Below are 13538 nucleotides of genomic sequence, written 5' to 3'. Positions count from 1 at the left end.
GGCGTCACACCAGCGTCAAATCGAATGCTATGATGACTTTCAATTTCCCGGGCACGTTGTTAGATGGTGATTCAAGGGGGACGAAAGTGGCTGGGAACGATGAACTGATAGCGATCCGGCTTTTTGGCACCCCGCGCTGTGAAGCGGTGCGGGAGGCATTTTTTCCGTCCAAGGGTTTTGCCCTCACGGCCGCCCTGATCCTTGCTCCCAACCAGTCCCTGTCCCGCCAGCACCTCGCATCGCTGCTGTGGGAAGATGTCGAGCAAAAAAGGGCGCTGGGCAATTTGCGGCAGCTCATTCTGCGCCTTCAGAAACTCTTCGGCGACGACGAGGCCATTCTGCTGACGGAAGGGAATGATCTGAAGGCCGGAAAGCTGGCGCAGCGCACGGACCTCGCGCTTTTTCTCGCCGATGCGAGAGCCGAAGACCCGATGCGGCGGCTGAAGGCCCTTCTGGAGTTCGGCGGCGACCTTCTGGAGGGACTGGATGCCGGCCAGGACCATCTCTACCTCTGGCTGCTTTCAGAGCGTCGCCGTCTCAAGGACCTGTTTTTTTCGAGCTACACGCAGCTTCTGGAGGAGCTGACCCGCTTCGGTCGCGCCAGCTCGAATGATATCGCCAGACTTTCCGAGCGCGCGCGCAATATCGAGCCGGAGCGCGAAGAAACCTATCGTGCCGCCATGGCCTCCTATGCGCGGATCGGCAATATCAGCGGTTGCGAGAGCATGTACCAGCTGTTGCTGGAACAGCTCCGCCAGGAGGGACGCCCGCCGGAAGCCGAAACCGTCGCGCTGAGGCGGCGAATACAAAGCCTCACCGCGACAATCGCGACCCCCGCCGAGCCGGAGGAAAGCAGTCGCCGGCAATCGCTGGCAAGACCGCGTGTGGCTTTCGGCCGGCCGGCGCGGGTGGACGGGCTATCCGTTTCACCGGTGATGCAGGCCTTTGTCGAAGACGTCGCAAACAGCCTTGTACGGTATCGGACCTTCACCGTCCTTTCACCGCACAGTACCTTTGCGCTCTCGCATGACCGGGCGGATGACGGATATGCCATGTTGCGGGCCGATTATCGCATCATGTCGACAGTTTTTGACGATGCCCGCATGTCCGTGGCGCTGATCGAGGAAACGACCGGTGAAATCGTCTGGTCGCTGGAGGCGGTGCTGACCGAAAGGCACATCCACGCGGCCTTCCGGCTGCTGTCCAAACAGGTGGCTGCTGCGCTTGCGCGGGAGATCGAGCGGCTTCAGGTGGAACCCGACCGTAACCACAGTGGCGAGGCTTACCGGCAATTGCTGGAGGGCCAGCAGCTTCTGCGCGGCAAATGCGACCTGCCGCTCCTGCGCAGGGCCCGCTCGATGTTCCGCAAGGCTGTCGATCTCGATCACGGAATGGCGGTCGCCCGCGCCCGCGTTGCGCAAAGTCTGCAACTGGAGTGGCTGATGCTGGGCGGTAACGACCCTCACCTGCTGCACCGCGCCAAGGCCGAGGCTGACGCCTCTGTGGAGATTGATCCGGCCCTCGGCGTCGGCCACTGGATGTGCGCGGTGGTGGCGCTTTATCAGCGGGATTTCGACATGTCTGCCGAGAAATTCTTCGAGGCGGAAGCGCTCGCCCCAAACTCAGCCGACCTGCTTCTCCAGCATGCCGATGCGCTCGCCCATTTCGGTGAGGCGGAAGTCGCGTGGGAAAAATTTCAGCAGGCCATCGACCTCAACCCGCTCGCCCCCGATATTTACTGGTGGGCTGGCGCCAGCATCGCATTCAAGCGAGAAGATTATGGGGCCGCGGTGGAACTCTGCGGTCGCATGGAAGACGATGAGCCCGCGCTGCGAGTTCTGACCGCAAGTCACGCGCTCCACGGTGATCTGGCCGCCGCCCGGGAAGCCGGCAGCAGGCTACAGGAAAACTATCCGGGCATGACGGCAAGGGAGATCAGCAGCCTGTCTCCGGACCGCGACCCGGTAGCAAACGAAAAATTTTATCAAGCGCTTCGTTTAGCCGGGATCAAATAGGAGAGAATATGTCGTCGCATTTCTTTATCGTCGGGAGAAAGGGTTTTGGCGTTCTGTTCATTCGCACCACGCCGCTCAGGGTTGCTTCGGTATCGCACGAAACGATCACCGCCTATGAGGCGAGCCGCCCCGGCGTGGATGGTTACGCCCGCGTGGCTGCAGCAGCCAAGGCCATGCTTGTCCGCCAGGACGGCCAACCTGAAGCCGAACTGGACCAGGTCCAGATTCAAGGCATCGAGGCGCTCGTCTCAGGCGGCGCCGTCGTGTCCGAAGCCGATTTCGCCTTTATCGGTGAAGTGGTCGATGCCGGCTGGGATTTCAACCGCATGGTGCTGACGCCAATCGAAGCGGCACTGAAGGCAGTCGGGCCCGCGGGTTCGATCACCGGCGAATTGTTCGACGCGATCCTTGCCGACGACCCGAACGCCGCGCCCTGACGGCGATTGTGAAGCCTTGACCGCTCAAGGTCCTTCCATGTCAGCGACGACGGCCAAAGGTGATGCAGACGCTTCCATCTTCGATCCCGAACTGCTCCGGCGGTTCGGGATTACCCGTGTCGGCGACGTGACCGGCCTCGATATTGTCGGCATACCCGTCTGGTTTGCGGTTCGCCCCAATTCGCGCGGTTTATCGGTGTCACAGGGCAAGGGACCGGTTCCGGCGCAGGCGAGGCTCTCTGCCGTGATGGAGGGGATCGAAGGCGCGGTTGCCGAGGATACCCGCAGACACACGGCCGCTTTCGGCTCAATCCAGGATATGCGCGACAGGGGTTTTCCCCTTATCCCCTTCGAGCGCGTTGGCAGGGTCGATATGGACATGCTCAACCCCCAGCGTGAACGCGCGTGGGTGAAGGGAACATCGGTTCGTCGGCAGCAGGAGATCTACGCTCCCTTTGAGCTGATCGGCATGGATTTTCGAGCGGATTTCCCCTGGGACCGGCAAGCCTTCCTCATGAGTTCGCAGGGCCTCGCAGCCGGTTTCAATCATGACCACGCCGTCCTCCATGCCCTGCAGGAATTGATCGAAAACGACGCCTGCTTTCTCGTGGACGCTTTCGAAACCCGCGCCGTCAGCCCCAGACCGATCCTGTTCCCACCGGGCGTCGAAACATCATTCGACAGGCTTGTCCGGCATCTTTCGGACATCGGTCTGCCGCCCTCCTTCTTTGACATGACAAACGCACTCGGCGTGCCGGTGGTGATGGCAAGCCTGCCGCGGTCGCTTCAAGCGCAGGATGGGCCGGCGACCCGCAGCGCTGCCGGGGCGGCCTGCCGTCCCGACGTTTACGACGCCGCGCTTGCTGCGCTACTGGAGGCGGTCCAGTCGCGGTTGACGGATATTAGTGGTGCCCGCGACGATCTCTCCCCGCTTCGTTATCGGCGTGACGGGGTTGCTTCCAAGCCCGTGGCCCCTGGGGCAAATCAGGCAGAACAGGCGCCAGGCAGTCTCGACTTATCGCGTTTCGAAACCTCTTTGCCGCCATGGCGCCAGCTTGCGGAACACCTTTTTGCGCGTGGCATCGACGATGTCCATGTTTTTACGCTGGAAACGGGCCTTTCCGGGCTGCACGTCGTGCGCGTCCTGGCAAGCGGGCTGGCCCCGCTCAGCCGCGGAATGCAACGCATATCGCAACGAACGCTCGAGGGTTTTCTGAAGGCCGGGGGGACGACATGAGACCGGCGGTTTTTGCGGGCCCATCCATCCACGGCATTGCCGGCCAGTTCGCCGGCCTTGATCTTCGCGGCCCGGCGGCATGCGGCGATATTCTCGGTGCGGTCGGTCAAGGCATCAAGGTCATTGGGCTGATCGATGGGCTTTATGGCGATTGCGCCGCCGTCTGGCACAAGGAAATCCTTTACGCGCTTGCATCAGGCGTCACCGTTTTCGGTGCCGCCAGCATGGGCGCGCTGCGCGCGGCGGAATGCGCCGCCTTTGGCATGATCGGCATTGGTCACGTCTTCGAAGACTATCGGGATGGACGGCGTTTTTCCGATGCCGATGTGGCCGTGAACCACGCCCCAAGAGAGCTCGGTTACAGCCCGCTCACAGTCGCGCTGATTGATGCCGAAGCAACGCTCGCGGCGTGCGGAACCTCTTTCGGGCCCGCAGAGCGGAACGCCCTGCTGCATGCCGCCCGTTCTCTGCATTTCACCCGCAGAACCTGGCGCTCCGTCACCACGGAGGCCGGTCTCGAAGACGAAGCGGCAAATCTTCTTGCCGCTCAAGCTGTTTCCGTCAAACGAAACGACGCCGCCCTGCTTCTGGCCACACTGAACGGCGGCGCGTTACCGACCCCACCGCCGCCAGGCTGGAAATTCCAGAATACTCTCTTCTTCCAGCAATTGGCGTCCGGACGGACCGCGGGAGGTCCACGCGGTGACCACTGATCGGCCTTCGCCTCTGATAGCCGATTGTGGCGGCCTCATTGAGACGATCGCGCTCTCGCTGCCCGCCGCTTGGTTTGCCGACGCCGGGATCGGCTTTACCGTTTCACCTCTTGCTCCCATCGGTAACCTGCTTTTGACCCTGCCGCGAAATGTCGCGGTTCTTCTGCTGGTTGATCGTCCGTGCCTTGCAGCCGCGCGGAGCTGGCTCGATCGTCTCGCTGTCACGTGTCAGGTAGACTTGGTAACGCTTGATGAACCCGGCACCGTTCCGCACCCGTGGATACAGGATATGTTCCATGTCCGGCTGCGCGCAGACGCCCTGACACCGGAATTGGTCTCAAGCGGGGAGAGCGCTGTAAGCCAGGCGCTTGCAGCCCGTTTAGGCTTCGCGACCGCAATCTCCGATGTCATCTTGCCCGGCGGCAACCAACTTGTCGGCCCGGATTACCGGCTGGTCGGCCACGCCAGCCTGCAGGGCGGCGCAGAAAGCGCGCGAAGCGCGCCGGCCACCCTTTCACGTCGTTGGCTGCGGATCGAGGCTCTTGACGCACGGGCCGTCTTCAGCTTCGGCTATAGGCCGGAAGACCTCGGCGAAACAGCCCAACCCGACCTTTCGCAGACGGGGTCCGGACCGGCAATGGCCGCCAGGAACATCCACCAGTGCGGTTTCCACGTCGATCAGTTCGTTTCGATAACCGGACTTCGGCGCGACGGGCGGCCGCTTCTGCTCGTCGCCGATCCGGAAGCCGGTGACATGCGCTACCCCCGTGCCGCCGAGGAGCTGAAACGGAAGCTGGACGCTTCTGCTCTTTCACTCGCGCGCCAGGGTTTCGCCATCCTGCGAAATCCCGTGCCGGTTTTGCCTACCATCGACACCAACAAATGCCTGCCGAGGCTTTACAACAACGTCCTCCTTGAAAACGTGACGCGCAACGGCGAGACCCAGCCGTTGGTCTGGGTTCCGCATTTCGGCGATCTGGAACTGCTCACGAACTTCGATGCGGAAAATCGGCGCATATGGGAAAGCCTCGGCTTTCGTGCGATCGGCGTTTTGGGATTCAGTCATCTTGCAAGCCGCAACGGGGCGTTGCGCTGCGCTACAAAGGTTATAATGCGGGGCCTCTGACAATCGATTCCAGATGAAAAACCCTGTTCTTTTGGCAATAAAGGTTCATAATACCCGTGGAAATTGTGTTGAATGTATACCTTCGACAATATTAATTGACGATCATCGAATTTAGCCCTCACAGCCGGAGGAATTTGTAATGCAAGCGAAACTACCCAGCCCGATCGATGTGCATGTGGGCGCGCAAATCAGAATGCGCCGCAAGTCGCTCGGCATGAGCCAGAGCGCGCTGGCCGGGCGATTGGGCATCACCTTTCAGCAGGTGCAGAAATACGAAAAAGGCGCCAATCGCGTCGGCGCATCACGCCTGCAGGCCATAGCATCCATCCTCGGTGTAGATGTCAGCTCGCTATTCGCCAATGCCACGCCCGATGGCGGAGAAGCTAATCCGGCCCTCGGCTCGATCAACGCCATGCAGACATTTGTCGCCTCCAACGAAGGTTTTTCGCTCAACCAGGCCTTTTCGCGCATCAGGAGCGCCGCCGTGCGCAAGAGTATTGTTGCCCTCGTCACATCATTGGCAGCTTCCGAAGCCATTGAAAATGCTGGCACCGCGGAAACCAAAAACGACGATTGACGCAGGTGTGACGCTCGCGTGACGCTCGATGTGGTCGAAAATGAACAACGCGGTTTCACGCGTTCTCATACTGTCGACTGTCGAGAGGGAATCATGGTCACGCCTACCACAGCAGTACTTGAACAGGACGATGCAGACGAGATTCTGGCGCTTGGGCGGATGGTTTCCTACCTATGCCAGCGGTCGAAATCTCTGGAACTCGGCATGTCGACCTATTTCCTGGAAATGGCCTTGTTGTCGCTCGCCCAGGACATCAATCAGCACGGCCTGCCGCTGACAGCCGCGGAGGCGAATGGGGGTGGTTTCGCTCAGGCCGACCTGCATTGAACAGGCGGCCGGCGTGATCTGCAGGATTGAGCGCCTCCATCTCGATCTCCGGTCATGAGGCGTCGGTCCGCTTTTTTCGTGCCGCTCCGGCGCGGCCGGTCCGTCGGTAGCACTTCCGGTTTTCTGCAAATCCAATAACAAAGGCCCGGCTTACCACCGGGCCTTTGTCATCAACAAGCGCTGCGAAAGGAAGTCCGAAGCCGCTTCGGATTTGCGCGTCTTCGGACGGAATATTCGACAGTCAGGATACGACCGCGCCGGGGCCTGCCACGGCACCCGCAGGCACCTTGCCCAGAATGATCATCCCGAGCACTTCGTCCTTGGTCACATCCTGGGTGCGGGCATGGCCCACCACCTTGCCGTTTTTCATCACGAACACACGATCGGCGAGATCGAAAACGTCGTGAATATCGTGGCTGATGAGAAAGATGCCGATGCCCTGCCGTTTCAGCTCCTTGACGAGATCGCCGACCTGCGCGGTCTCCTGCGGACCGAGCGCCGCCGTCGGCTCGTCCATGATAAGGATGCGGGCGTCAAAGAGAATGGCACGGGCAATGGCAACGGACTGCCGCTGGCCGCCGGACAGCGCCTTTACCGGCTCCTTGAACCGCCGAAAATTCGGGTTGAGACGTCCCATGACCTCACGCGCGGAGGCTTCCATGGCGACATCGTCCAGCGTGCCCCATTTCGTCTTCAGCTCGCGGCCGAGATAAAGATTGGCTGCCGCATCGACATTGTCGGCCACGGCAAGCGTCTGGTAGATGGTCTCGATGCCATATTTCTTGGCGTCACGGGGATTGCGGATATCCGCCTCTTCGCCATTGATGAGGATATCGCCGCTATCGCGCCGATAGGCGCCTGAGAGGATCTTGATCAGGGTCGATTTGCCTGCGCCGTTATGGCCGAGAAGGGCGACAACCTCGCCGGGGAAAAGATCGACAGAGGCGTTTTCCACCGCGTGGATGCCGCCGAAGGAAATGGAAATATTGCGCATTTCCACGAGGGGCGTGACTTGGTCCGTCATAGGAGTTCTCCTCGGTTCTTACTTGGCGCGGGCGCGGTAGATGGTGTCGAGCCAGACGGCGACGACCAGAACCACACCGACGACGATGCGCTGGAAGGGCGTATCGATGCCCACCAGCACCATGCCGGATTGCAGCGACTGCATGACGAGCGCGCCGAGCATCGCACCCGCTATGGTTCCGACGCCGCCGGCAAGCGAGGTGCCGCCGATGACGGCTGCCGCGATGGTGTAGAGTTCATCGAGCTCACCCTGGGCATTGGTAGCGGCATTGAGGCGAGCGGTTGAAATCGCCGCGGCGATGGCGCACAGAACCCCCATCAGCGTGAAGATCTTCACCGTGACCCAGCGGGTCTTGATACCGGCAAGTTCGGCAGCTTCAGGGTTACCGCCGATGGCGAAGACATACCGTCCGAAACGAAGCCGTGTGGCGATAAAGGTCATGACCGCACCGACGGCGAGCGCCATCAAAACGGGAATGGCGATGCCGTGCGGAATGAACAGGCCGCCATCCGGCCAGGCGATGCCGTTGGCATCGGCATAGTTGCGGGCAATGTTGACCGGCCATGGGTAGCTGTTGACGACGGCCACGAAACCGATGACGACAAGGCATCCGAGCGCGGCCAGAAAATACTCCGCCCAGACGGGCCGTAGCGGAAAGCCGAAACGTCGGCGCTGATGACGTGAATTCAGGATTGCCGCCACAATGGCGACGCAGGCGACGGCCGCGGCTATCCAGCTCCATGTCGCACCGATCGAGCCGCTGGTGCCGCCCCCCATCAGGCGGAAGGTGGAATCCATCGGCGCCACCGTGCGGCCGCTGGTGATGAACCACGTGCCGCCGCGCCAGACGAGCAGGCCACCGAGCGTCACGATGAAGGAGGGTACGTTGAGGAAGGCGATGATGGAGCCCTGCAACATGCCGATCGCGCCGCCGACGAGAATGCCGACCGCAAGCGTGACAATCCATGTGGCCCAATGTTCGAAGCCAAGGATCTGCGGCAGGATTTCCGCCTGCATGACACCCATGATCATACCCGAAAAACCGAGGATGGAACCCACCGAGAGATCGATGTTGCGGGTGACGATGACGAGGACCATGCCGGTTGCCATAACGGCCACGGACGCGGTCTGCACGGAAAGGTTCCAGAGATTTCGCGGCGTCAGGAACAGGCCGCCGGACAGGATATGAAATCCGATCCAGATCAGAAGAAGTGCGCCGACCATCCCGAGCAGGCGGGTATCGAGTTCCGTGGCGCTGATGAAGCGCGCAATCGAGCCGGTCTTTTCCGTCTTGGCGGACGCTGTGGAATTGGATTGGGTCATATCGGCCATGAACTGCCGGTGCTCCTCACATCTTAAAGGGCGCCGCGCCATGAACCATGGCGCGGCGCCCGAACCGGGACATATTCGATCAGTCGCAGGCCTTGACGGACCCGGCCTTCACGCCCTGGCAGGCGGTTTCCTTCTTGATCCAGCCCGCATCGATAACGACGTTCAGATTGTCCTTGGTGATGGCGATCGGCTTGAGGAACACCGACTGCATCGTCACCTTCTTCGGACCTCCGTCAAAAGCGGTGACGCCCTTGATCTCCGTCATCTTCTTGCCACCGGCCAGTTCCAGCGCGATGCCGGCTGCTTCCTTGCCGAGTTCGCGGCTGTCCTTCCAGACTGAGACGGTCTGTGTGCCGAGCGCGACGCGGTTCAGCGCGGCGAAATCGGCATCCTGCCCGGAAACCGGGACCGACCCCGCCAAGCCCTGCGCGGCGAGCGCGGCGATTGCGCCACCGGCCGTGCCGTCATTCGAGGCGACGACCGCATCGACCTTGTTGTTGTTCTTGGTCAGGAACTGTTCCATGTTCTTCTGGGCATTTTCCGGCTTCCAGCCATCGGTATAGGCTTCGCCGACATTCTTGATCTTGCCGCCGTCAATGGCCGCCTTCAACACTTCCTGCTGGCCCGCAAAGAGGAAATCCGCGTTCGGATCGGAAGATGAGCCCTTGATGAAAACATAGTTGCCTTCCGGCTTCACCTTGAAGACTTCGGCTGCCTGCAGACGACCGACTTCCTTGTTGTCGAAGGTGATGTAGAAGGCGTTCTTGTTTTCGATCAGGCGGTCATAACCGACAACCGGAATACCCTCGGCAACTGCCTTTTCAACAGCCGGGCCGATGGCGTCGCTGTCCTGCGCCAGGATGATCAGCGCGTTGGCGCCCTGGGAAATCAACGATTCCACATCAGTCAGCTGCTTGGCCGCGGATGACTGCGCATCGGCGGAGATATACTTTGCGCCTGCCTTGTCGAGGGCTGCCTTGATGGCCGCCTCATCGGTCTTCCAGCGCTCTTCCTGGAAATTCGACCAGGATACACCGACGACGAGGTCAGCCGCAATAGCGGCCGTGTGCAGGGAAACGAGTACGGCTGTACCCGCCAGAAGCTTGGCAAATGAATTCATGATGTCCTCCCGGTAAGAGCGCTGCCCCACACCTCCATGCGGGGAAAACGCCTGAAAAAGCTGCCGGTCGCTGTGGTTTCACAATTTTCTCGACAGTCGAGAAAATTAATGTCAGAGATTCCCCATGCTGTCAACAACGGCTGCGGGCAGCATCCGGGTGCCTTGATCTTGTCCAGCACATGCGCCATGGACAGGTCTAGCACGACAGGAAAAAGGCCGTTCAGGGAGCATGCCCCAGCCCATGTCCGCCATTGCAAGCACGGAACTGGTGCGCCAGAAAAACAGCCTGTCGGTGATGGCAGCACTGCGCCTGCACGGCAGTCTCTCCCATACGGACATGTCGACTTTCACCGGGCTTGCTTCAGCAACCGTTTCCGCCATTACCACCGAGCTTGAGCGGGCGGGCCTCATATTACGGAAAGAACAGCTCGCAACCGCCGGTCGGGGCCGGCCGCGCATTCTCTTCGGGCCACGCGGGGCTTTCTGTCACGTCGCCATCATCATCATTTCTTCAGATAGCGTGCAATATTCGCTGGTCGATTATGCCGGCAAGCTGGTGGACCGCTTTACCGAACAGAGGATCGCCGCTGAAAAAGGCACGTTCGGCGGCGCGATCCTTGGCGGCCTTGCACGGCTTGCCGACCGCTCACGCATCGACAGTCATGATATTCTCCAGGTCTCGATCAGCAGCAAGGGGCTGGTTGATGCGGGCGCGGCAACGCTTCTCTGGTCTCCGGTTCTCGGCGACGAAAAGATAGATTTCCAGCAGCTTGTTTCGCAAGACGGGCGCACCCGCGTGACGTTGAACAACGAGACGCTGCTGGCCGCAAAAGCCATCTGGATGGGAGAGCATGCGAAGGGCAATCCCGCGCCGGATGCCCTTGTTACCCTGTCGCTCGGCCATAGTATTGGCCTTGGCGTCGCCCGTGCAACGGGCGGCACGATCGAGGTTAGCGCCCCCAACTTCGGACATATGCTGCATCTGGCCGACGGCGCCTTGTGCCGCTGCGGCACCAAGGGCTGCATCGAGGCTTATTCCGGCTTCTACGCCATCCTGCGCTCGGCTTTCGAGGCCCCACCGCAGGCCGAACCTGCGAAGTTCGTGCCGACAGCCGAGGTGGACAAGATCGCCGCTTCAGCCCGCGCGGGGGGACGCATGGCGCGGTTTGCGTTCCGCACCGCTGGGCTGGCGCTCGGCAACGGCCTTTCACGCCTCTTCAGCCTGCATGGTCATATGCCGGTTTTCATCACCGGCCCCGGCACACGTTATTTCGACCTCCTGGAAAGCGGCCTGCGCGACGGGCTGGCGCAATCGCAAGCAGTGCGTTTCGGCGGCATGCCGGAAATTGCAATAGCACCGAACGAACCGGAACTGGTGTTCGAAGGGCATATGGAACACGCTCTTTCCGCCGCCGATGACTATATATTGAGTGCAGAAAGCTTTCCGAAACCGGCGAGGAACTCCACAGCCTGACACTAGCGGAAGACGTTCAGGCTCGCTCCACCGCAGCTTCCGCCTCTTTCCTTCCACCCGTCAGCTTGGATACGAAGTCATCCAGCTCGGCGGCCTCGGCCTTGTTCAGGCGAAGGCCCTGTTTCGTGCGTCGCCAGAGAATGTCCTCGGCCGTGCAGGCCCATTCCTGCTCAACCAGCCAGCGCACCTCGCATTCATAGAGCGTGCCGCCGAAATGCCGGCCGAGCCCGGCGGCATCGGTAACGCTGCCCAACAATTCCGCAGCCTTCGTACCGTAGTTTCTGACTAGCCGCTCGGCATGGTGTCCATCGAGGAAAGGATATCGGGAGACAAGCGCCCGCACCCGCGTCTCATATCTCTCCGCGCCGAAATCTCCACCTGGCAGGTGTGAGCCCGCCGTCCATGGCTTGCCCTTTTCGCCGATCGCCGCGCCGATCTTTTCCAGCGCATGTTCCGCCAGCCGTCGATAGGTGGTGAGCTTGCCGCCGAAAATATTGAGGAGTGGAGCTTGCCCGTTGCCCTCCTCAACCTTCAGCACGTAATCGCGTGTGGCTTCCTGCGCTTTCGAAGCACCATCATCAAAGAGCGGCCGCACGCCGGAGTAGGTCCAGACGATGTCTTCCGGCCGAACCGGCTCGCTGAAATAGTCGCTGGCGGCGTTGCAGAGATAGGAAATCTCTTCCTCGGAAATGCGAACCTTGGCCGGATCGCCCTTGTAGTCGCGATCCGTGGTGCCGATCAGCGTGAAATCCCGCTCATAGGGAATGGCGAAGATGATGCGGTTGTCAGGGTTCTGGAAGAAATAGGCGCGCGGATCGGAAAACTTCCGGCGCACGATAATATGGCTGCCCTGCACGAGCCGGACATTATGCACATCCTTTCGCCCGAAGACGCCGGAAAGCACCGTATCCACCCAGGGACCAGCGGCGTTCACCAGCATACGTGCCTTGTGCACGCCCGCACGGCCGGTTTTTTCGTCCAGAGTTTCGATGAGCCATAGCCCACCTTCGCGTCGTGCGGAAACGACCCGCGTGCGGTTCATGATCGTCGCGCCGCGATTAGCGGCATCGCGCGCATTGAGAACCACGAAACGGGCATCATCCACCCAACCGTCGGAATATTCGAAGGCCCTGGCAAAAGCCGGCTTCAGAGGCTTTCCAGCCGGGTCCTTCCGCAGATCGAGCGTTCGGGTGGCTGGCAAAAGTTTCCGGCCGCCGAGATTGTCATAAAGAAACAGGCCAAGCCGAACCATCCATGCCGGGCGCACCCCGCCCTTCTGAATGGGCAGGACGAAACGCATGGGCCAGATGACATGCGGCGCCATGGCCCAGAGAATTTCCCGCTCCATCAGCGCCTCGCGCACCAGACGAAACTCGTAATGTTCGAGATACCGCAGGCCGCCATGGATGAGCTTGGTGGCGGCGGACGACGTGCCGGAAGCGAAATCGCCTTTTTCCGCAAGCGCCACGGAATAACCCCTGCCCACCGCATCGCGGGCAATGCCGCAGCCATTGATGCCGCCGCCGATGACAAAAAGATCAAAAATGTTTTCGCTGGACATGAAGCCTCCGCGACAATGCAAGGGAGAAACCCTTTATGGAAAGACAATTACATAAAAACGAAAACAAAACGAATGTCAAAAGAAAACAAACGAACCACGAAAGCACGTGTGAAAGCGCCGCCGTGAGCATTGCCTCACAGGGTCAGCCTCCTAGAAGATTTATGTTTCAGCCGTGTGTCTGAGAAACCTGCTCGAGCTCATAAAGCACCCCGCCCATATCCTTCGGATGCAGGAAAAGAACGGGATTGCCGTGCGCGCCGATCTTTGGCGTGCCATCGCCGAGAATACGGACGCCTTTTTGAATGACGTCGTCGCGCGCCGCCAGTAGATCCGGCACCTCGAAGCAGAGATGATGTGTGCCGCCGCCCGGATTGCGTTCAAGAAAAGTGGCAATCGGCGAGTTTTCCCCGAGCGGGTGAAGAAGTTCGATCTTGGTGTTATCAGCCTGAATGAAAACAACCGTCACGCCATGTTCAGGCAGGGCTTGTGGTTCCGAAACCGCCCCGCCAAGCGCCCTGTAACGGGCAATGGCGGCATCGAGGTCGGGTACCGCGATGGCGACGTGATTCAATCTTCCGAACATGGCCGCCTTCCC

Annotated in this window: 13 protein-coding genes; 8 read left to right on the top strand and 5 right to left on the bottom strand. The window is 60.6% G+C overall.

The features are described from left to right. The first annotated feature begins 32 nt into the window (after positions 1-32). The 7 genes from BLU28_RS10605 (at position 33) to BLU28_RS10575 (ending at position 6432) form a co-directional block, all read left to right on the top strand. The gene (locus BLU28_RS10605; RefSeq protein WP_175477683.1) at positions 33-2015 is read left to right on the top strand and encodes an AfsR/SARP family transcriptional regulator; all 1983 of its coding nucleotides are present in this window, start codon (positions 33-35) and stop codon (positions 2013-2015) included. Between the two features lie 8 nt (positions 2016-2023). After that, on the top strand, positions 2024-2452 hold the full coding sequence (locus BLU28_RS10600) for a hypothetical protein (RefSeq protein WP_077985750.1): 429 nt from the start codon (positions 2024-2026) through the stop codon (positions 2450-2452). A 37-nt stretch (positions 2453-2489) separates the two neighbouring features. Further along, a complete protein-coding gene (locus tag BLU28_RS10595) occupies positions 2490-3689 on the top strand; it encodes a YcaO-like family protein (protein WP_077985751.1) in 1200 nt (399 codons plus the stop codon). After that, a complete protein-coding gene (locus tag BLU28_RS10590) occupies positions 3686-4402 on the top strand; it encodes a TfuA-like protein (RefSeq protein WP_077985752.1) in 717 nt (238 codons plus the stop codon). The genes BLU28_RS10595 and BLU28_RS10590 overlap by 4 nt, the downstream gene beginning before the upstream one ends. Further along, positions 4392-5528: a hypothetical protein gene (locus BLU28_RS10585; protein WP_077985753.1), complete on the top strand. Its 1137-nt coding sequence runs from the start codon at positions 4392-4394 to the stop codon at positions 5526-5528. The genes BLU28_RS10590 and BLU28_RS10585 overlap by 11 nt, the downstream gene beginning before the upstream one ends. 139 nt (positions 5529-5667) lie before the next feature. After that, on the top strand, positions 5668-6105 hold the full coding sequence (locus tag BLU28_RS10580) for a helix-turn-helix domain-containing protein (protein ID WP_004445593.1): 438 nt from the start codon (positions 5668-5670) through the stop codon (positions 6103-6105). Positions 6106-6198: 93 nt separating this feature from the next. Further along, positions 6199-6432, top strand: coding sequence for a hypothetical protein (locus BLU28_RS10575; protein ID WP_077985911.1), 234 nt, complete (start codon positions 6199-6201; stop codon positions 6430-6432). Positions 6433-6673: 241 nt separating this feature from the next. On the opposite strand, the gene BLU28_RS10570 is transcribed toward BLU28_RS10575, so the two are convergent. From BLU28_RS10570 to xylF, 3 genes are all read right to left on the bottom strand, one after another. Beyond that, positions 6674-7456 (bottom strand): ATP-binding cassette domain-containing protein, encoded by a 783-nt coding sequence (locus tag BLU28_RS10570; RefSeq protein WP_004445595.1) that lies wholly within the window; start codon positions 7454-7456, stop codon positions 6674-6676. Between the two features lie 18 nt (positions 7457-7474). Continuing rightward, positions 7475-8788 carry a sugar ABC transporter permease gene (locus tag BLU28_RS10565; RefSeq protein WP_004445596.1) on the bottom strand — a complete coding sequence of 438 codons (1314 nt, stop codon included), beginning with the start codon at positions 8786-8788 and terminating at the stop codon, positions 7475-7477. Positions 8789-8867: 79 nt separating this feature from the next. Beyond that, positions 8868-9908: a D-xylose ABC transporter substrate-binding protein gene (xylF, locus tag BLU28_RS10560; RefSeq protein WP_004445598.1), complete on the bottom strand. Its 1041-nt coding sequence runs from the start codon at positions 9906-9908 to the stop codon at positions 8868-8870. Positions 9909-10149: 241 nt separating this feature from the next. Here xylF and BLU28_RS10555 point away from each other — a divergent pair, with 241 nt between their 5' ends. Further along, entirely contained in the window at positions 10150-11382 is a 1233-nt protein-coding gene (locus tag BLU28_RS10555) for an ROK family transcriptional regulator (RefSeq protein ID WP_162719188.1), read from the top strand. A gap of 16 nt (positions 11383-11398) precedes the next feature. Here the strand turns inward: BLU28_RS10555 and BLU28_RS10550 are convergent, their stop codons facing one another. Both BLU28_RS10550 and mce read right to left on the bottom strand, forming a co-directional pair. Further along, entirely contained in the window at positions 11399-12943 is a 1545-nt protein-coding gene (locus BLU28_RS10550) for a glycerol-3-phosphate dehydrogenase (RefSeq protein WP_077985755.1), read from the bottom strand. A gap of 166 nt (positions 12944-13109) precedes the next feature. Continuing rightward, positions 13110-13526: a methylmalonyl-CoA epimerase gene (gene mce / locus BLU28_RS10545; protein WP_077985756.1), complete on the bottom strand. Its 417-nt coding sequence runs from the start codon at positions 13524-13526 to the stop codon at positions 13110-13112. Positions 13527-13538: the final 12 nt, after the last annotated feature.

It is taken from the genome of Agrobacterium pusense, assembly GCF_900102105.1.
GTDB classification, from domain to species: domain Bacteria; phylum Pseudomonadota; class Alphaproteobacteria; order Rhizobiales; family Rhizobiaceae; genus Agrobacterium; species Agrobacterium pusense.
This window is presented reverse-complemented; position numbering and strand designations above follow the sequence as displayed.

Bases quoted from the DNA above. Each gene is read 5' to 3' on its own strand.
- BLU28_RS10605 (WP_175477683.1), top strand. From the start codon at position 33: ATGACTTTCAATTTCCCGGGCACGTTGTTAGATGGTGATTCAAGGGGG.
- BLU28_RS10600 (WP_077985750.1), top strand. From the start codon at position 2,024: ATGTCGTCGCATTTCTTTATCGTCGGGAGAAAGGGTTTTGGCGTTCTG.
- BLU28_RS10595 (WP_077985751.1), top strand. From the start codon at position 2,490: ATGTCAGCGACGACGGCCAAAGGTGATGCAGACGCTTCCATCTTCGAT.
- BLU28_RS10590 (WP_077985752.1), top strand. From the start codon at position 3,686: ATGAGACCGGCGGTTTTTGCGGGCCCATCCATCCACGGCATTGCCGGC.
- BLU28_RS10580 (WP_004445593.1), top strand. From the start codon at position 5,668: ATGCAAGCGAAACTACCCAGCCCGATCGATGTGCATGTGGGCGCGCAA.
- BLU28_RS10575 (WP_077985911.1), top strand. From the start codon at position 6,199: ATGGTCACGCCTACCACAGCAGTACTTGAACAGGACGATGCAGACGAG.
- BLU28_RS10570 (WP_004445595.1), bottom strand. From the start codon at position 7,456: ATGACGGACCAAGTCACGCCCCTCGTGGAAATGCGCAATATTTCCATT.
- BLU28_RS10565 (WP_004445596.1), bottom strand. From the start codon at position 8,788: ATGGCCGATATGACCCAATCCAATTCCACAGCGTCCGCCAAGACGGAA.
- xylF (WP_004445598.1), bottom strand. From the start codon at position 9,908: ATGAATTCATTTGCCAAGCTTCTGGCGGGTACAGCCGTACTCGTTTCC.
- BLU28_RS10555 (WP_162719188.1), top strand. From the start codon at position 10,150: ATGTCCGCCATTGCAAGCACGGAACTGGTGCGCCAGAAAAACAGCCTG.
- BLU28_RS10550 (WP_077985755.1), bottom strand. From the start codon at position 12,943: ATGTCCAGCGAAAACATTTTTGATCTTTTTGTCATCGGCGGCGGCATC.
- mce (WP_077985756.1), bottom strand. From the start codon at position 13,526: ATGTTCGGAAGATTGAATCACGTCGCCATCGCGGTACCCGACCTCGAT.